Here is a 17,163-nt window from a genome sequence, read left to right on the forward strand (position 1 = left end):
CTTTCTGATCAATTCAGAAAGCCTTTTTTTGTATGCTTTAATTGTCAATTCTTTTTTATAATCCGGAAGCTCGGTTGCAAAATTGTATAAATCAGTTCTCTTAAAAGGTTATCAAGGTATATTCTCGAAAACAATTATTAAAATGGCTTTTCAATCTTTAAACTTAAAAAGCCAATAATTAAACAATATAAGCAAAAAGCACTTTGCGCAAACGTTTGATTTGGTTGGTAACAAAAATGTGGTAAAAGAGGTATTTCCTTTATCTTTATATTAGGGGTAATTTAAACCGTAAAACACACAATTCTAACCATGAACAAAATTTTTCCAGTTCTATTTTGTGCCTTACTCAGCACATCAGTCTTTGCGCAAAGCGATCCCAATCTGGGTATTATCCCAGCCCCGTTCTCCATTACCAAAAATAGTGGCAGCTTTGTTCTTGATAAAACCGTAGTACTCATTAACGAAGGCCCTGATGGGGCTAAAATGGCTGATTTATTAAATGCCTTTATTGTTACTAAAGCCGGCTATGCCTTACGCGAGGCAAAGGCTACACAACCTAAGCAAAAATCAATATTGGTTACATCAAACGGAGCCGATAAATTACCCGCAGAAGGTTATACCATTAAAGTTACCCCAACACAAATTATTTTAACCGGAAAAGGTGCGGGGTTATTTTATGCAGTTGAATCTGCTATGCAGATGATGCCAGATAAAGTAGCCGATAAAATTACCATTCCTGCTGTTGATATTAATGATTACCCGCGTTTTAGCTACCGTGGAACGATGCTGGATGTATGCCGTCATTTTTTTTCGATCTCTTTTATCAAAAAGTATATCGATCAGTTGGCTTATTACAAAATCAATACCTTTCACTGGCATTTGACAGACGATCAGGGCTGGAGATTAGAGATTAAAAAATACCCTAAATTAGTAGAGATCGGATCATCTCGCAATGGTTCAATTATTGGCAATTATCCGGGTAATGGCAATTACTTAACACCAGTTAAGGGCTTTTATACACAGGATGAGGCCAAAGAGGTGGTAAGATATGCCGCTGAAAAATACATTACCGTTATCCCCGAAATTGAATTACCAGGCCATGCATCTGCTGCAATTGCCGCTTATCCCGAATTAAGCTGTTTCCCAGATCGTGATACTTTTGTGAGCGATAAAACACCATGGGCCGGTAGCAGAAAAGGTAAACAGGTACAGCAAACCTGGGGCGTTTTTGATGATATTTTTGTTCCCTCAGAGAATACTTTTACCATGCTCAACAATATTCTTGATGAGGTAATAGCTATTTTCCCATCAAAATACATCCATATCGGTGGCGATGAAGCACCAAAAACTTATTGGAAAGAATCGCCGTTTTGCCAGGCTTTAATGAAAGAAAAAGGCTTAAAAGACGAGCATGAGTTACAGAGTTATTTTATTCACACGATAGAAAAACATGTAAATAGCAAAGGCCGTTCTATTATCGGGTGGGATGAAATTTTAGAAGGTGGTTTAGCGCCTAATGCAACTGTAATGAGCTGGAGAGGCGAAGATGGTGGTATTGCAGCTGCACAACAGAAACACGATGTAATTATGACGCCGGGTTCGATGGGATTGTACATAGATCATAAACAATCCAATTCTCCTGATGAGCCCGTTACCATCGGTGGATTTGCTCCTTATCAAAAAATCTATGCCTACGATCCGATTCCAAAAGTATTGGCTCCCGACGAAAGAAAATACATTAAAGGGGTGCAGGCAAACATGTGGACAGAATACATTAAAACTGCTGCAAAGGCCGAAAATCATGCTTTTCCACGTTTATTGGCGCTTGCCGAAATTGCTTGGTCGCCAGTTGAACGTAAAGATTTAAAGAATTTTTCTGAAGAGCGTTTGCCAGTACATTTGGCGCGTTTAGATAAAATGGGTATTAATTTCTGGGTACCTACACCAATTGGCCAGAGTGATAAGCCTTTAACCGGTGGCGATTTTACCATCGATTTAAAAGTGCCTGTAGTAGGTGGAAAGATCTATTATTCAATTGATTTATCACGCCCGTCTGAAAATGCATTTTTATACACCGGCCCGATTAAAATTACGGTTCCACAAGGTGAGAAAAGAACATTAAAAACAATTGTAATTGCACCAAGTGGAAGAAGAAGTGTAGTGGCTGAAACCATACTTAATAATGGCGCCCCTGAAGCAAAGACAGAAGCCAAGAAATAAAAAATCTTTGATTTAAAAAGCTAAAATTCTTATTTTGGTGCAACCAAACACACTAAATAATGAATTATAGAAAATATACTTTACAGCATCTTTTGCTTATGGCAGGGGTGCTGTTTTGTTTTGCCTGTACCGAGGCCGAACCAGTAAAAGAAGTTAGAACAGGGCTTAGCCAGGTAGTTAAAAGTCCCTTTAAATTTTATAAAGATATTGAAGTAAAACCTGGGCTAAATTTCGAAATTATCAGCTGGGGAAAGGGCGTAGACTCACTTGGTGGTTATCAGATTTTAATGTCTGATTCTGTGAGGAACAATTATAAATCTCTTGCGGCTGAGCGGAAAGGCATAATCACTGATTTCTGGAATATGGACTTGGATAATGATGGTAATCCTGAATTTTATGTTCAGTTGTTAAGCAAAAAAAATATTTCCGACCTTAATGTTTATGAATACGCTGGCGGAGATTTTAATAAAATTGCTTTTCCCTCATTGAGTTCAGGTCAGAAAAAAGGCTATGTCGGGAATGATAAGTTTTTTATTAAAAACGGAGACTTATTCAGGTCTTTCCCGGTTACTGATGTAGCGGACAGTACTAAAAAAATGATTAAAACTTATCAGTATAAATTAAGCGGGAATAGTTTCTCTACAAGTGAAGTAAAGCCCGAAGAGGTTAAAAAGTAAAAGGTATAGATAAACCGTTATTTCGAGCGCAGCCGAGAAATCTTTGAATAGAATTTCCTGGTTTGTTTATTTAAAGATCTCTCCGTTCCGCTTTGCTGCAGTCGAGATGACGATGGGGCGTTGACAAGAAATCTTTGAATAGAATTTCTTGGTTTGTATCTGTAAAAGATCTCTCCGTTCCGCTTTGCTACAGTCGAGATGACGATAGATTATAATTGTTTCAGTACCTTTAACGGCAATAGTGCATTTAATAATGGGTAAAGAATCTCAAAAGTTTTCATTTACAGATCGTATTAAGAGTTTTAAATACGCTTTTAATGGTTTGAGGCAATTTTTTGTATCTGAGCATAACGGACGCATACACCTGATTGCCGCTATTTTTGCCATCGGAATATCTTTTTGTCTTCACCTTTCTACCTTTGAATGGATTGCCATTTTAGCGGTTATTGCTGCGGTATTTGTTGCAGAAATATTAAATACGTCTATAGAAAAACTTGCAGATGCCGTTACAACAGATTTTCACCCCAAAATTAAACTTGTAAAAGATTTAGCAGCTGCAGCCGTTTTAGTCGCTGCAATGTTAGCTTTTACGGTTGGCTGTTTAATTTTTATTCCAAAAATTTTTGGTGGGCTTTACTGATTCGCGGTGGCTTCATCCATTTTCTCCTGGATAATATCGTCCCAGCGGGCCTGCATTTTATGATTACTTCCATGTTCGGTTTCTTCGTCATAGTTTTTTTGCATGGTATCGTAAAAATTGCTGATGCTGTTGGCAAGTTCAGATATTTCAGCTTTATAATTTTGAACAGAATAGGTTCTGCCTTTTAAAACCCGATCGGCTTCTTTAAGTAAAATAAATTGAATATTTACGTGGCCCTGTTCATGGTGCAGCAAACTATTTCTAATATCCTCATTTTTGATCTTGTCCCATCTTACCCAAGATCGGCTTTTATCGATGCTGATTTCATTTTTAAGCTTAATGGTTACTTTATTGCGGTAAACGGTAGATTCGTAGCTGTAGCGCCAGGTCATGGCAGTAAGCGCATAAAAAGGGGAGCCAGGTTCAGGTTTGCCTTTAAAATAAGTTTCCCAGTTTAGCTGAACAGGTTTTGTGAAACTTTGGCAAAGTGAAACAAATGGCAAAGAAAGAATAAGAAAGGCAGCAAATAGTTTTTTCATTGATTTTCTACAATGAAAAAACCATGCCGAAATTATTCTGGTGTAGAAATCTGTCCGCTGATGCGTTCAAACTTTTCAATCAATAAAGCAATTCTTTCTTTTTCTCTTTTAATTACAGCTTTTCTTAAAATGGTTGAGCAGAATATGATCCAGGAAAAAGTTAATACAATGGCTGCAACTTTTTGAAGCGTATTAAAATAAGTGAAAATCTCTACAAAATAGAAGATTATACCTAAGGATAGGGCAATGGCATAAAACCAGTAAAGCGAATTGTAAAGCTTATACCTGTTTAATTGATAGGTTTTTAAATTGTTTAAATACGCACTTGGATGAGCCGTAAAATCGTTTTTAGCAATTAAACGATAGTCACGGTAAAGAATTACTGTATATACAGCAATTGCAGCTATAATAATGCTTATGCCGAGGTGCGTTGTCCAGGATTCGAAATGCATAAATATCCACAAAGCAGCAATGGCAATAAAAGACACCAGCATCCCTAAAATGTTTAAAGCAGATTTTAACTTTAAACCATTCACCTCTTTTTTGGCTTGTTGCAGCATTTCATCAGCAGAAACTTTTACTTCTACCTCGTGCTTTTGCCACAACTCCTGTATTTGATCAAACGCTTGCATACTGGCTATATAGTTCTGTTAATTTTTGTTTAATACGGTGAATTTTAACCCTTAAATTGCCTTCGCTAATTCCGGAGATATCAGCAATTTCGTGGTATGGTAATTCATCAAGTACCATGGTAATAATTAAACGATCATTTTCTTCAAGTTTAGAAATACACTTATAAAGTAAGGCAACCTGCTCATTTTTTTCTGAAAATTCTTCTACTTTATTCTCAATGATATTTTCCGTTAGTTCATCTTTTGCCTGTCTTTTTTCAGATCGGAGGTAAGTTAAACAGGTGTTTACTGCAATTCTGTAAATCCAGGTAGAGATTAAAGATTTGTTTCTGAATTTATCCAGATTTTGCCAAACTTTTAAAAATGTTTCTTGAAGGAGATCGTTTGCAGCATCAGTATCGCCTGTATAACCATAACATAAATGGAATATCTTTTTGGAATTCGAATCGAAGATTTGCTTAAATAACTTGTCTTTTTGTTCCATTTAAGGGTGATAATTGCTTTTTAGATGGTGAATAAGCCCTTTTGTTACAGTTTAAGTAAAAATTTAGTTCAATTTAAACTACTCTATAAATCAAAATTTGTTACACGCCGTAAATATCGTAGTTTTACCAAATTAAAAAAGCCAAATACTATTTTATTAATGAAGAAAAACAAACTCACGTTATTTATTTTTATTGCATTGGTTGCAGGTATTGCTTTGGGCTATATTCTAAACGTTAATTCTATTGATGTTTACAATCAGAATATCCTCACTGCCGACGCAAAAGTTAAAAATATAGAAGTTAGTATCGCTAAAACTACCGATACAACCACCACGCAGTTTGCTCAACTGAAAGCAGAACGGAAGATAAACGCAAAAATTAAAAGGGATAATGAAGAAATCCGCGAAAAAAAGCTTGAATACTTTACGCTTTTAAGTGATATTTTTCTTCGTTTAATTAAAATGATCGTTGCACCGCTGGTATTTACAACGCTGGTTGTAGGTGTGGCAAAAGTAGGCGATATTAAGGCAGTTGGCAGAATCGGGGTTAAAACACTCGGCTGGTTTTTAGCTATGTCATTAATGTCGCTCGTTTTAGGGATGATTTTAGTGAACTGGTTCGAACCTGGTAGGCATATGAAATTACCGCTGCCAGATCATCTGGTTAATACCGGCATTCAGAAAGCTGCTGTAAGTGTTAAAGATTTTATAGCCCACGTTTTTCCTAAAAGTATTGCCGAATCAATGGCGAATAATGAAATTCTGCAGATTGTTGTATTCTCGTTGTTTTTTGGAGTAGCCACGGCCGCAATAGGCCCCGCAGGCGCCATTGTTATTAAAGCTTTTGATGCCATTGCACACGTAATTTTAAAAATGACAGGTTATGTAATGAACTTTGCACCTTTAGCCGTTTTTGGTGCAATGACAGCCATTATTGCCAAACAAGGCTTAAATGTTTTAAATACCTATGCCATTTTTATCGGAGAGTTTTATTTGGGATTAGCCATTCTTTGGGGAGTTTTAATTTTCTTAGGCTTCCTGGTGCTTAAAAAACGCATTTTTGGTTTGGTAAACGACATGAAAGAACCCGCTATTTTGGCTTTCAGTACAGCCAGTAGTGAAGCTGCGTATCCAAAAACCATGATGCTTTTAGAACGATTTGGCTGTAAAGACAAAATTGTAAGCTTTGTATTGCCTTTAGGTTATTCTTTTAACCTGGATGGTTCTATGATGTACATGACTTTCGCTTCGTTATTTATTGCACAAGCCTATGGTATTCATTTAAGTTTCGAGCAACAAATTTCCATGTTGCTTATCCTGATGCTTACCAGTAAAGGAATTGCCGGCGTTCCAAGGGCATCCCTTGTTGTTATAGCAGGTACCATTGCTTCATTTAACATTCCCGAAGCTGGTTTAGCCTTGTTAATCGGTATAGATCCATTGCTGGATATGGGACGTTCTGCAACCAATGTTGTCGGTAATAGCATTGCAACGGCGGTGGTAAGTAAATGGGAAGGCGAACTAAAGCCCGAAGGTTCCGTTTAAGTTAATACCTTTGCTGCAAATAACATTATAATTCATTCACCCATTCAATTATTAAAATCAGTGTCAAATAGAGGAAAAAAGATATTTTTAGCGCTTTCCATCATCGTTCCGATGATTATTTACTGTTACATTTATTATAAACCCATTATACAAAATGCGCCATTTCGCAAAGCAGATTTTGTTTCCATGCAATATACCTGGGGCGTAAAAGATACTTTAGAAAATCAATACAATTCTAAAGATGGCCATTACCAGTATGTAAATAGCCGTGATTCTTTAGTTAAAAAAACAGTTTTCCTGAAAAGTGACGATATTCTTTACATCCACAGTAAAGCAAACGAACTGGGGCTTTGGAATTTTCCGGATACGATAGGGGTAAAAAGTGCCAAATCAATGGCTATACCACGTTACGATTTGCAGTTTAATTACAAAGAGAAGTCTAAACATGTTGTTATTTATGGCGATTTTGACGGGAATCCGAAATTATTGGATGCCGCCATGCAAATGCGTAAAGTAATAGAAGAAACCATAAACCAGGCTGAAAAGAGAAGCGGAAAGTAATTTCCAAACCATTCATTAAATTTATAAAGACTTTATTAAAGTACTCGTTGTTAGTATTTTGATAAAGTCTTTTTTCTTGTTAAGAGAATTTCGTATGTTTACGATATATTCGTAATATAATGGAGAAATTAACTTTACAGGAAGAAGAAGCAATGCTTGCCGTTTGGCAGATAGGTAAAGGCTTTATAAAAGATTTTATGGATGTACTGCCCGAACCCAAACCACCATATACCACACTCGCATCTACCATAAAGAATTTAGAACGCAAAGGTTACCTTTTAAGCGAAAAGTTTGCCAATGCCAACCGATACAGTGCAAAAGTGAAAGAGGTTGACTATAAAAAACGCTTTATGAGTGGTTTTGTAAATAATTACTTTCAAAGTTCTTATAAAGAATTGGTTGCGTTTTTTGCAAAAGATAAAAAGATAAGTGCTGAAGAATTAAAAGAGATTATTAATCTGATCGAAAACCCTGAAAAGTAATGCTATGCCACATTTCTTCATTCTGCTGTTTAAGATAAATTTAGTGCTCATTCTTTTTGCAGCAACCTATTACCTTGTTCTACGAAGATTAACTTTTTACGCTATAAACCGAATGTTTTTACTGTTCGGTATCCTGTTTTCATCGTTATATCCATTTATTAATTTAACCGAATTTTTAGGACAATATTTTTCCGTTCAGGCAATTTTGCCGAGGCTAAATGAAAGTGTGAGTCGCCTTGCCCAGCCTGGTAACGGACCTTTTTACTGGCAATTGGTTACCATTTTATTTTATGCCGGCGTTATTATTATGGCTTTGAGGTTGGCGATCCAATTTATATCGTTGCGCCGGATGCATAAAAACTCGGTACCTGGAAATTTAGAACAATATAAAGTAAGGATTCTGAGCGATCAGGTAAGTCCCTTTAGTTTCTGGCAAACCATTTATATTAATCCCCAGATTCATAAAAAGCATGACCTGCAAAATATACTTGAGCATGAGAAAGTACATGTTGAGGAATTGCATACGCTGGATATTATACTCGCAGAAATTTGCGTGGTTTTTTATTGGTTTAATCCAGGTGTATGGTTGATGAAAAAAGCAGTAAAGGAAAACATAGAGTTTATAACAGATGCTAAAATTTTAAAAAGAGGTATTGATAAGAAAGCCTATCAATACAGCTTGCTTGATGTTGGTACTTTAAAGCCATCAGTTGCTATTGTAAACAATTTTAACCTATCTGACCTAAAAAAGCGGATTAAGATGATGAACGCAAAAAAATCTTCATCATTAAATTTAACGAGATATTTACTTGCTATACCCATATTAGCCATTACATTAGCCTTCACCATTAATAAAAAAGAAATCCAGCAGAAACTTGTTCCATTTTCGAAATTTGTTGATCGGGTTTTGCCTGGTACTAAAGCAGAACCTGTACAAGCAGCAACTGTATTGCAAAAAACAATTGTTAGAAAGAAGAAACCGGTTGTAAATAAGCCCCTTGAGAAAGATAGTTTGAAAAAGACAGTATGGGTTATGCATCAAACATTTAATTTTAAAGATTCTACTGATAAAATTTTAAAGGTTATTGTAAACAACTTTGAAAATAAAGCAATTGGTGGACTACCTGCTAAAGGAGCTGAAATATCGAATTTTTCAAGCACATTTACCTTTACAGATTCTGCTACGAATAGTAAGAAAACAACCATAAAGAACATTACGATTATTACACATAGAGGAACCGGGGAGAAAAAAGAAACGCGTAATGAGTTTAAAACTTTTTCTGAAACAGGAGATATTAAAATTGCCGCAGACAGTACCGTAGCCCCTAAAAATATTGTTTATTTTTTTAATGGGAAGAAACTTACAAAAGACGAATTGAATAAACTAAATCCGGGCATGATTTCAGGAATATCAATTAAACAGGATAATGAGGTGAAAATTACGGCTAAACAAAAATAACTTTTTGACTTACCATGATCCCAATAATTGATCATATCCAAATCACGGTAAAGGATTTAAGTATTTTTGAACCTTTTTATGATCAGCTAATGCCTATTTTAGGTTTTGATATCAATCGTAAATCCAGGGGGCAAGTTGCCGCACATGAATTTGAGGTAGTAGAGTATATCCACCCGTTGCCTATTTTTGCTATTAATTCGCCGCGTTCGGTATTTAAAGATGAAATTATTCATCGGAGAAAACCCGGGGCAATTCATCATTTAGCCTTTAAAGCAAATTCTATCCAAGAAGTTGATGCTTTATATTTAAAAGTAAAGGAAATAGGCGCGAAGATTGTAAATGCGCCTAAGTTCTATCCCCAGCATGGTGCAGATTATTACGCACTTTTCTTTAAAGATCTGGAAGGCATTAAATACGAAATCGTTTTTGAAAAGAGGGAAGTTTAGCATTTAAGAAAAGGTACATATCCTAAATAGGGGTTTGCCATTCTGAGCCTGTTGAAAATATATTTAAATTTATTTTAAAGCTTTTCAACAGGCTCAATGTGACAGAATTTGATCTTAATTGAATGTATAATACAACTTTTTGCTTAAAAATTAAACCTTGCTTTTAGCATAGCTACTCTGCCTGGAATTAAATAAGTGCCTGAAGTTAAAGCATTGGCAGATAAATAAACAGCATCAAAGGTTTTAATGTTGGTTAAGTTGGTTAATCCAAATTCTAAATCTGTTTTTAGTTTGTTTAGTTTATACTTAATGTTTGCATCAGCAAATAGATATTTTAAGTTAGGCTGTGATGCCTGGTGCGTAAATAAATGCTCACCCGATAGATTAACAAAAACATTTTTGAACGTTGTAAAGGATACTGTAGATTGCTGTCTTAATTGCTGAAAACTGGTGTTTATGCTTTGCGCGGTTTTTGTTTTATTGTTGCTTACGGCGTAGGTTGCAAGGTAAGACCAGGTTATAAAACTGGCAATTCTGGCTTCAATTCCGGCTTTATAAGAAATGCTTTGCGAGGTAATGGGTAATAAATCATTATTCTGTAATTGCTGATATTGGCTTTGCGAAGCGTTAACACCCAGCGTTACTGTGCTTTTTAAGGCAAAAACATATTTACTGGCATTTGCATTAAAGAATACGCTTTTTTGGTAATTCTTTAGCGGCAATACCACCCGTTGCTGGATGTTATTGTTTAAAGTAAAAGATGAAATGGTATTTAATTCTGTGTTGTTGTATCCAATGTTTAAATTAAGGAAAAACATTTGCATGGCTTTCCTGAAATTAAATCCAACATTAGCGCTGTGCGTTTTACTCTCCGCAACGGGTGCATTGTTGGCAAAAAGCGAACGGTAATTTCTTAGAACCGTACCACGATAAACATCATCAATACCGCCAAGGTCATTCCTGAATGAATAATTTGCCACTACATAGTTCTCAATTCCGGTTTGATACTTAAAGTTAAAGGATGGGTTAAGGAATACCTTTTTTAAATCTTTATCCAAAGCATTCACAGGATCATTATAATTAATGGTATTATAGCTTAAAGGCAAACTTATCCCAGCTTTTATTTTCTCACCTGCATAATCATAAACTGCTTCTGTATAAAACTTGGTTTTTAACCAGTTGAGGTCATTTACCGCATTTACTGAAACCAGCTCGGTTGTTTGATTATTTTGGATACGATATAAGGATGAATTCAATTCCTGGTTTTGAATATTAAAACCTGCCCTGTAAGTTTGTGTAAATCTATTTTGGACTAAAGCAAAAGAAAAATAATTATTGGTATACCAGGTTGGCAAACTCAGGTATTGGCTTAAACCTGCATATGGAATTCCATTATTCAAAAGGTCAGCATTTAAGCCTGGCGTAACATTCAGTTCTTCGGGCTGGGTAGTTCTGTTTAAATAAGAATACAAATTGATTACATTTTCAGATTTTAATTTTCTGCGGTAATTAAACTCATTGGAGAGATCGAACGTTTGTTGTTTAAGGAATTGGTTTGCCGGTACCTCATTAATGTTAATGTTTGACCTGGTTTTAAATGGGATGTAGTCTATAACTAAATTGTTATTCAGATAATATCGATCTGCGTTGCCGTTTAAGTTAAATTGTCCACGTAATTTTTGAGGGTTTATTTCATTGTTTTGAAATTCTGTATAACGAATGGTTTCTCCTGGTAAGTACGTTTCCGAAAACTTGTTGTATTGCTGTTTCCTTTCGTCATATAAATAATAAAGATTAGCCCTTAATTGCAGGTCGGCATTAAACTTATATAGGTTGTTTAAATTAATCAAACCTGCTTTATTAAAAAGATACCTGCTTTGAGGTAGAGATGGAACGCCGGCAGCACCTGTAGAAAGCAAGCCGGCTGGTTTATCATTATCCAAGCGTTTAAGGTAATCGGCTAAATTATGAGCGGTTAAGTCAATACCAGGATCAATCCCAATATTATTGCCCTTAATATTGTTGATAAATTTGAGTTTTTTATTAAACATCATGGCGGTTAAATTTTCGTCAAAACGATCTGGCGTTCCTGCACCAACTGTTGCATCGCCCATAATTTTTAGTTTTGCTTCATCTTTTAAAACCAAATTTAAAGCTACATCATCGCTCATGTTGTTTTTGCGCATCATTTTAATGGGCTGATCGTTTTGAATCACCTGAACTTTATCCACTGCATCTTTAGGAATGCTTTTGGTGCCAATATTATATTTGTCGTCCAAAAGGTTATCACCATCTACATACAGGTTGGAAATTGATTTTCCGTTATAACTGATTTTTCCATCTTCTGCAACTTCAATACCCGGCATTTTTTTTAATACATCGCCAATACTTCGGTCTTGTTTATCGGCAAAATCTGAAGGACGATAATTTAAGGTATCGCCTCTGGCAGACAATGACGGACGATTTTTAACGGTAACGGTTTCCAGGTTAGTTTCGCTTGATTGCAAAACAATTTCAGGTGCATTATTTATATCTGCAATTTTGAATGCCGATTTTTTATAACCAATACTTGAAGCTTCAATACTGTAGCCAATTACATCATCGCTCTTCAGCTGTATGGTAAATTCGCCCTTTGAATTGCTCCTGGTAAAATTGATTATATTACCTTCTGTATCTTTTAAGTTTACATTAACCGATTCAACACCTTTGCCATTGATATCTTTAACTTTTCCTTTGATTTGTTTCTGGGCAAAGGCAGATGCAGTGCCCAGAATAAAGAAAACCATTAATATATATAGCTTTCTCATTTTTTCTCAGGTAATTCTATTGGATTGTTAATTTCTTTTTTAACTGTTCCAGGCGTTCTAACAGTGTTGGATTTGAAAGAGCCATTAATTCCGTTTGCAGCCATTTGAGCCTGCATAAAACCCTGTGGGTCATTATCCCTTGCTGCTTTAAGTTTATCTAATTCTTTTCTGGTTGTTTTAATGGCATCTGTAGGGAGCTTAATTTCGCCGCCTAAATAATTATCAGTTTCAATACCCACCATTTTAATGGTTGTTCCTGCAACCGCTGATTTTTCAGTTTTATCTGCTTCCTCTATAACTTTTTCAAGGCCCGCAAACTGAAACTGAACCTCTTTTTTTTCGTCATAAGCCTCTACAATTAAACCTGGTAAGCCATTAAGCATCCACGGGCCACTTTGAAAAGGAATTTCTGTAGCAAACCATGCAATCCAGTTTCTGCCTTTAAAATGTGTAGTGGCTTTCTGACAGTGTACACCCGAAAAGCTCATGGTATCTTTGGTTATTTTCCAGTCTATGGTAGCAGCAGGCTCTTCTACCAGATAGCTGTTAAATAAACGCTCTTTGGTAATCATTTTATTTTCGTTCGCAAAAAAGAAGTAATCAACCTGTGTAATGGGCTTACTTGATTTAGATTCTACTTTAATGTTTTGTGTAGTATTTCCTGCCTGATTTTTCACCTGTTCCATAATTTGATTTCGCATATTGGCCATTTGATTAATCTTATCATAACTGGTGTATACAGAGGCATTGTTGCCGGTAACGAGCAGCATATTTTCTGTACTTGGCTTATCTCTTTGGGTGGTATCTTCTATATGGCTAAAGGTATACCTTACTCTTGCTAAGGCTTTATCAGGATTTTGTGCAAAGGCAGATACCGCAATCATTGCTGTACAGCAGCTTAATAAAATACATTTCATAATTATTTAAGTTTAGGTTGTCTATTTAATTTTCGTAAATCTACGAAATATTCGTAATACAAAAGATCGAATTTAACAATTTTTAACAAAGCTGCGCCGAGTCAGGCTAAAATGAGTGATTGGGGTTTTGAAGAATGCTGCAATGCATGGGAGGGAATAGGGGAACATATAATATTGAGCTTATAGAACGAAAACGTTTGGTTATTCTCCAAATAACAGGGCTTTAATAAGCTGAAATTGATAACAAATGAGGTTATGTTTAATGGGCTTAAATTATATCTTCAAATATTTTCAATATGTGTTTGTGTGTTAATAGTATTTGTTCTATATTTGCACCTCGTTAAATAAAAATTAAAAACAAATTTTAAACAATGTACGCAATAGTAAATATAGCAGGACAGCAATTTAAGGTTGCTAAAGACCAGCACCTTTTTGTACACAGATTGCAAGGAGATGAAGGCGCTAGTATTGAATTTGATAATGTATTGTTGGTTGATAATGGTGGTGCAATCACTGTAGGAGCTCCTGCAGTTAAAGGTGCTAAAGTTTCAGCTAAGATCGTATCTCATTTAAAAGGTGATAAAGTAATCGTTTTCCACAAAAAACGTAGAAAAGGTTATAAAAAGAAAAATGGTCACCGCCAGTTTTTCACTAAGATTCAGATCTCTGACATCACGTTATAATTAATTGTTAACCCAATAATTCGCTTTTAGCGAGTTAAAAAATATAAAATCATGGCACACAAAAAAGGAGCCGGTAGTTCGAAAAACGGACGTGAATCGCATAGTAAGCGTTTAGGTATTAAAATTTTCGGTGGTCAGGAAGCTATCGCTGGAAACATTTTAGTACGTCAACGTGGTACAAAACATCATCCAGATAAAAATGTTGGTTTAGGAAAAGACCATACTTTATTTGCTTTAATTGATGGTACAGTAGTTTTCAGAAAGAAACAAGATAACAAATCTTACGTTTCTATTCTTCCTGCTGTAGCTAAAGAAGTTGTTGCTGAGCCAAAAGCTAAAAAAGCACCTGCTAAAAAAGAGGCTGTAGCTAAAGAAGTTGAAGCTGCTCCAGTTAAAGCTAAAAAAGCACCTGCTAAAAAAGTAGAAGCTTCTGAAGAAGCTGCATCTGCAGAATAATCAGTCGTAAAAATAATATTGAAAAGCTCGTGGTTTTAACCTCGGGCTTTTTTGCGTTATAAATATTTTACATTGTTAAACTCTGTTAAATAACACTTTTTAACAAGTCTGTATTTTACATTCGTGCATTCAAAATAGAATAAGAATGCGACTGATAAAAATATCTCTCCCAGCTTTATTGCTTATGGGCAGTTTTGCTGTAAATGCACAGGAAACCGAAACCAATATGAGAATGCTTAAACCTTTTAAGGCAGATGGCATATCGAACGAATGGAATGAGCCCCTTAACGAATTTAATTCTGATACAAAATTGGCTTTTGCACTTGCAAACGACGATCAGAACTTATACATCGTCATTGAATCGCTCGATCCTGAAACAACCATGAAAGTACTTTCTGGGGGCATTACTTTAAACATTAATACTACCGGTAAAAAGAAAACCGGAGTGGAATTAACATTTCCTTTAAGGGAAAGGCCGCCAATACCTGCTGAAGGTGATAAAGCGACTGTTATCCCAAATGATGGGAAGCATGAACCGGATGAGAAGATAATGGGAAAAGGGATAAAAGTGAGTGGCTTTAAAAATATTGCTGATGGGATTGTAGCACCTGAAAATAATTATGGCATACAAAGTGGAATGGTGGTAAAACCAAATCGTGATCTTATTTATGAGCTTGCAATTCCACTTTCACAATTGCAGGTAGATTTAAATTTAAAAAAGCCAATTGCCTATAATATTAAATTAAACTCTTTTAAAAGAGGAGCTGGAAAACCAGGCGGTATGCGCGAAGGTGGAGAACATGGAAAAGGCGGTGGCATGGGTGGCGGAAGAGGCGGCATGGGTGGTGGTGGTAAAATGGGTGGCGGTGGTGGTGGCGGTCGTGGCGGACAACGTCCATCAGGCGGTGAAAATGCTGTTGATCAGAAGTCCGATTTTTGGATAAAATATTTGCTAATAAAATCTTAATCCCTACCTAAAATTAACAATTGGAAGCCGGCAGAAATTATCTGTCGGCTTTTTTAATTTATATTATTTTTTCGAAATCAAATTGTTTGCTGTATAACGTAAGGCTATAGCTTCTAAATCCATCTGTGAAAGCTTGTTGCTTTCAAATTCAATAAATAATTTATATTCTTCATCGCCCATCAGGCATGCTATTCCTTTAAATGTTGCTGCTTTTTTTCGGATAGAATAAGATACAAATTTGGAGGTTTTTCCAAGTTTAATAAAATCGCGGAAATTACGAAGCTGTGCATCTCCTTTTAAGCTTTTAAAAGCATCATTTAGGGTGCTTTTGCCTTCCACACTGTGGATAAAAATACTAAGGTTTTGAGGCGTCTTAACGGCATATCTCAGTGTATTATCGTGGGTGTTCTGTAGATACGAATTTTTTAAAACTTTAAATTTTGTGGTAAAATCAATATTTACTAAAGAATCTTTATCCAATTTTACCATTTGGTAAATTTCTTTTTGGAATTTACTGATGGTGTCTAAATAATTATATCCGAAATAAAATACATCGCTATAGTCTTGATTTGCTGTAGCAGTACCCGGATTGTAGGGCTGCCGACTAACGTTGTTGCGAAACTGATCTAAAGCAATATCATTTTCGTTTCTACTTTTATTGTGTTTTCTATCGTCCATTTTTGAACAATAAAAACCAAATCTGATTAATGCAAACAGAAACAGGCAAATGGTGAGAACACTTCTCCAGACTGGCCTTTCGTTATATTCGTCACTCATGGCTAATTAAAAATCCCTTTCTGATAAAACAACCTCGTTTAATGCATTTCCCTTCTCATCTTCATACTTGTATTTTATGGTGTTGATGCCAAGGTCTTTAACGCCTGTTAAAAGTTGTTTTGTTTTCCCGCTTCTTAAAATATCATCTTTTAGTACTTCAGCAGCATCTTTCCCTTTAATTTTATCGGCAAGGATATTAGGGACACTGATGTTATAGATTAACTCATTGGCCGCGTTAATATCGATTTTTAAAATGGTTAAACCTGTGTTTTTATCCTTAATTGGTAAATTTTGATTCAACGCAGATAACATGCTCTTAATTTTTGAATTACTTGTATTACCTGCACTATTTAATAAACCGTCTACATTTATTTTACCTTTAGCATCTTTTTCAAGTTCTGCAAGTTTCTTTTTATCAACAACAATGTTCGAAAATTCTGAAAGCCTGAGGGTGAAAAAACTCACCTCGAAATTAACGCCTTCTTCGTTAATTAACTCTTGCGCCAGGTCTTCTCCTGCCAAAAGCTGGATAAATAAAGTCGGGAGAAACTTATCTACAATCCCATCCTTAACATCCTCAAGTGAATAGTTGGTTACAATTTTTATTCTGATAATCTTTTTGTCGTAAAGTGCCTCTGCATTTGAAGAGTATACAATAGAGTTGGGCTTAGCAGATGCATTATAAGAAAGTACAAAAGAATTCATTTTACTGGAGGTACTTTTGCAGCTTACCAATAAAATTTGGAGGAAAGCGATTACTAAAATCGCTGATCGAAAGCGGGTCATGATAGGGAGCGTTAAATTTGGTTACTGTTTCGAAGATAGTAAAAATATTTACGACTATATCATCAGAATCAATTAGGCGAATTTG

18 protein-coding genes are annotated in these 17,163 nt (G+C 35.6%); 11 read left to right on the forward strand and 7 right to left on the reverse strand.

Translation table 11 applies throughout. The features are described 5' to 3' along the window. Window positions 1-309: 309 nt before the first annotated feature. The 3 genes from R2Q77_RS07375 to R2Q77_RS07385 all read left to right on the forward strand — a co-directional run bounded on the left by R2Q77_RS07375 (window position 310) and on the right by R2Q77_RS07385 (window position 3,537). Entirely contained in the window at window positions 310-2,220 is a 1,911-nt protein-coding gene (locus R2Q77_RS07375) for a beta-N-acetylhexosaminidase (protein ID WP_316803075.1), read from the forward strand. 59 nt (window positions 2,221-2,279) lie between these two features. Next, on the forward strand, window positions 2,280-2,897 hold the full coding sequence (locus R2Q77_RS07380; RefSeq protein ID WP_316803076.1) for a hypothetical protein: 618 nt from the start codon (window positions 2,280-2,282) through the stop codon (window positions 2,895-2,897). 253 nt (window positions 2,898-3,150) lie between these two features. After that, window positions 3,151-3,537: a diacylglycerol kinase family protein gene (locus R2Q77_RS07385; protein WP_316803077.1), complete on the forward strand. Its 387-nt coding sequence runs from the start codon at window positions 3,151-3,153 to the stop codon at window positions 3,535-3,537. Here R2Q77_RS07385 and R2Q77_RS07390 read toward each other — a convergent pair. From R2Q77_RS07390 to R2Q77_RS07400, 3 genes are read right to left on the reverse strand one after another with little or no spacing between them, the layout of a single operon-like run. Further along, window positions 3,531-4,076, reverse strand: a complete 546-nt coding sequence (locus tag R2Q77_RS07390; protein ID WP_316803078.1) for a DUF922 domain-containing protein — start codon at window positions 4,074-4,076, stop codon at window positions 3,531-3,533. The two genes, R2Q77_RS07385 and R2Q77_RS07390, sit on opposite strands and share 7 nt — an antisense overlap. Before the next feature lie 32 nt (window positions 4,077-4,108). Continuing rightward, the gene (locus R2Q77_RS07395) at window positions 4,109-4,708 is read right to left on the reverse strand and encodes a hypothetical protein (RefSeq protein WP_316803079.1); all 600 of its coding nucleotides are present in this window, start codon (window positions 4,706-4,708) and stop codon (window positions 4,109-4,111) included. Then, the gene (locus R2Q77_RS07400; protein WP_316803080.1) at window positions 4,695-5,192 is read right to left on the reverse strand and encodes an RNA polymerase sigma factor; all 498 of its coding nucleotides are present in this window, start codon (window positions 5,190-5,192) and stop codon (window positions 4,695-4,697) included. Before R2Q77_RS07400 ends, R2Q77_RS07395 begins: the two co-directional genes overlap by 14 nt. A gap of 159 nt (window positions 5,193-5,351) precedes the next feature. Between R2Q77_RS07400 and R2Q77_RS07405 the strand changes: the two genes are divergently transcribed. From R2Q77_RS07405 to R2Q77_RS07425, 5 genes are all read left to right on the forward strand, one after another. Beyond that, on the forward strand, window positions 5,352-6,737 hold the full coding sequence (locus R2Q77_RS07405) for a dicarboxylate/amino acid:cation symporter (protein ID WP_316803081.1): 1,386 nt from the start codon (window positions 5,352-5,354) through the stop codon (window positions 6,735-6,737). A 60-nt stretch (window positions 6,738-6,797) separates the two neighbouring features. Further along, entirely contained in the window at window positions 6,798-7,298 is a 501-nt protein-coding gene (locus R2Q77_RS07410; RefSeq protein ID WP_316803082.1) for a hypothetical protein, read from the forward strand. Window positions 7,299-7,417: 119 nt separating this feature from the next. Next, window positions 7,418-7,780: a BlaI/MecI/CopY family transcriptional regulator gene (locus R2Q77_RS07415; RefSeq protein WP_316803083.1), complete on the forward strand. Its 363-nt coding sequence runs from the start codon at window positions 7,418-7,420 to the stop codon at window positions 7,778-7,780. 112 nt (window positions 7,781-7,892) lie between these two features. Next, a complete protein-coding gene (locus R2Q77_RS07420) occupies window positions 7,893-9,239 on the forward strand; it encodes a M56 family metallopeptidase (RefSeq protein ID WP_316803084.1) in 1,347 nt (448 codons plus the stop codon). 14 nt (window positions 9,240-9,253) lie between these two features. Beyond that, on the forward strand, window positions 9,254-9,685 hold the full coding sequence (locus R2Q77_RS07425) for a VOC family protein (protein ID WP_316803085.1): 432 nt from the start codon (window positions 9,254-9,256) through the stop codon (window positions 9,683-9,685). 143 nt (window positions 9,686-9,828) lie between these two features. Here R2Q77_RS07425 and R2Q77_RS07430 read toward each other — a convergent pair whose 3' ends face one another. Together R2Q77_RS07430 and R2Q77_RS07435 are read right to left on the reverse strand one after the other, a co-directional pair. Further along, window positions 9,829-12,492: a carboxypeptidase-like regulatory domain-containing protein gene (locus R2Q77_RS07430; protein ID WP_316803086.1), complete on the reverse strand. Its 2,664-nt coding sequence runs from the start codon at window positions 12,490-12,492 to the stop codon at window positions 9,829-9,831. Then, complete coding sequence (locus R2Q77_RS07435; protein ID WP_316803087.1) at window positions 12,489-13,409, reverse strand: GLPGLI family protein; 921 nt, start codon at window positions 13,407-13,409, stop codon at window positions 12,489-12,491. Before R2Q77_RS07435 ends, R2Q77_RS07430 begins: the two co-directional genes overlap by 4 nt. Window positions 13,410-13,780: 371 nt before the next feature. Here R2Q77_RS07435 and rplU point away from each other — a divergent pair, with 371 nt between their 5' ends. From rplU to R2Q77_RS07450, 3 genes are all read left to right on the forward strand, one after another. Next, a complete protein-coding gene (gene rplU, locus R2Q77_RS07440; protein WP_039476071.1) occupies window positions 13,781-14,092 on the forward strand; it encodes a 50S ribosomal protein L21 in 312 nt (103 codons plus the stop codon). 51 nt (window positions 14,093-14,143) lie between these two features. Then, complete coding sequence (gene rpmA / locus R2Q77_RS07445) at window positions 14,144-14,548, forward strand: 50S ribosomal protein L27 (protein WP_316803088.1); 405 nt, start codon at window positions 14,144-14,146, stop codon at window positions 14,546-14,548. Window positions 14,549-14,693: 145 nt separating this feature from the next. Beyond that, on the forward strand, window positions 14,694-15,515 hold the full coding sequence (locus R2Q77_RS07450) for a hypothetical protein (RefSeq protein WP_316803089.1): 822 nt from the start codon (window positions 14,694-14,696) through the stop codon (window positions 15,513-15,515). 63 nt (window positions 15,516-15,578) lie between these two features. Here the strand turns inward: R2Q77_RS07450 and R2Q77_RS07455 are convergent, their stop codons facing one another. Together R2Q77_RS07455 and R2Q77_RS07460 are read right to left on the reverse strand one after the other, a co-directional pair. Next, window positions 15,579-16,193 carry a hypothetical protein gene (locus R2Q77_RS07455; RefSeq protein WP_316803090.1) on the reverse strand — a complete coding sequence of 205 codons (615 nt, stop codon included), beginning with the start codon at window positions 16,191-16,193 and terminating at the stop codon, window positions 15,579-15,581. Window positions 16,194-16,298: 105 nt separating this feature from the next. Then, window positions 16,299-17,078, reverse strand: coding sequence for a hypothetical protein (locus R2Q77_RS07460; RefSeq protein WP_316803091.1), 780 nt, complete (start codon window positions 17,076-17,078; stop codon window positions 16,299-16,301). Window positions 17,079-17,163: the final 85 nt, after the last annotated feature.

This window comes from Pedobacter nototheniae, from assembly GCF_032678625.1.
Lineage (GTDB): Bacteria > Bacteroidota > Bacteroidia > Sphingobacteriales > Sphingobacteriaceae > Pedobacter > Pedobacter nototheniae_A.

Bases quoted from the DNA above. Each gene is read 5' to 3' on its own strand.
- R2Q77_RS07415 (WP_316803083.1), top strand. From the start codon at position 7,418: ATGGAGAAATTAACTTTACAGGAAGAAGAAGCAATGCTTGCCGTTTGG.
- R2Q77_RS07460 (WP_316803091.1), bottom strand. From the start codon at position 17,078: ATGACCCGCTTTCGATCAGCGATTTTAGTAATCGCTTTCCTCCAAATT.
- R2Q77_RS07420 (WP_316803084.1), top strand. From the start codon at position 7,893: ATGTTTTTACTGTTCGGTATCCTGTTTTCATCGTTATATCCATTTATT.
- R2Q77_RS07455 (WP_316803090.1), bottom strand. From the start codon at position 16,193: ATGGACGATAGAAAACACAATAAAAGTAGAAACGAAAATGATATTGCT.
- rpmA (WP_316803088.1), top strand. From the start codon at position 14,144: ATGGCACACAAAAAAGGAGCCGGTAGTTCGAAAAACGGACGTGAATCG.
- R2Q77_RS07380 (WP_316803076.1), top strand. From the start codon at position 2,280: ATGAATTATAGAAAATATACTTTACAGCATCTTTTGCTTATGGCAGGG.
- R2Q77_RS07395 (WP_316803079.1), bottom strand. From the start codon at position 4,708: ATGCAAGCGTTTGATCAAATACAGGAGTTGTGGCAAAAGCACGAGGTA.
- R2Q77_RS07375 (WP_316803075.1), top strand. From the start codon at position 310: ATGAACAAAATTTTTCCAGTTCTATTTTGTGCCTTACTCAGCACATCA.
- R2Q77_RS07435 (WP_316803087.1), bottom strand. From the start codon at position 13,409: ATGAAATGTATTTTATTAAGCTGCTGTACAGCAATGATTGCGGTATCT.
- R2Q77_RS07390 (WP_316803078.1), bottom strand. From the start codon at position 4,076: ATGAAAAAACTATTTGCTGCCTTTCTTATTCTTTCTTTGCCATTTGTT.
- R2Q77_RS07405 (WP_316803081.1), top strand. From the start codon at position 5,352: ATGAAGAAAAACAAACTCACGTTATTTATTTTTATTGCATTGGTTGCA.
- rplU (WP_039476071.1), top strand. From the start codon at position 13,781: ATGTACGCAATAGTAAATATAGCAGGACAGCAATTTAAGGTTGCTAAA.
- R2Q77_RS07430 (WP_316803086.1), bottom strand. From the start codon at position 12,492: ATGAGAAAGCTATATATATTAATGGTTTTCTTTATTCTGGGCACTGCA.
- R2Q77_RS07400 (WP_316803080.1), bottom strand. From the start codon at position 5,192: ATGGAACAAAAAGACAAGTTATTTAAGCAAATCTTCGATTCGAATTCC.
- R2Q77_RS07450 (WP_316803089.1), top strand. From the start codon at position 14,694: ATGCGACTGATAAAAATATCTCTCCCAGCTTTATTGCTTATGGGCAGT.
- R2Q77_RS07425 (WP_316803085.1), top strand. From the start codon at position 9,254: ATGATCCCAATAATTGATCATATCCAAATCACGGTAAAGGATTTAAGT.
- R2Q77_RS07385 (WP_316803077.1), top strand. From the start codon at position 3,151: ATGGGTAAAGAATCTCAAAAGTTTTCATTTACAGATCGTATTAAGAGT.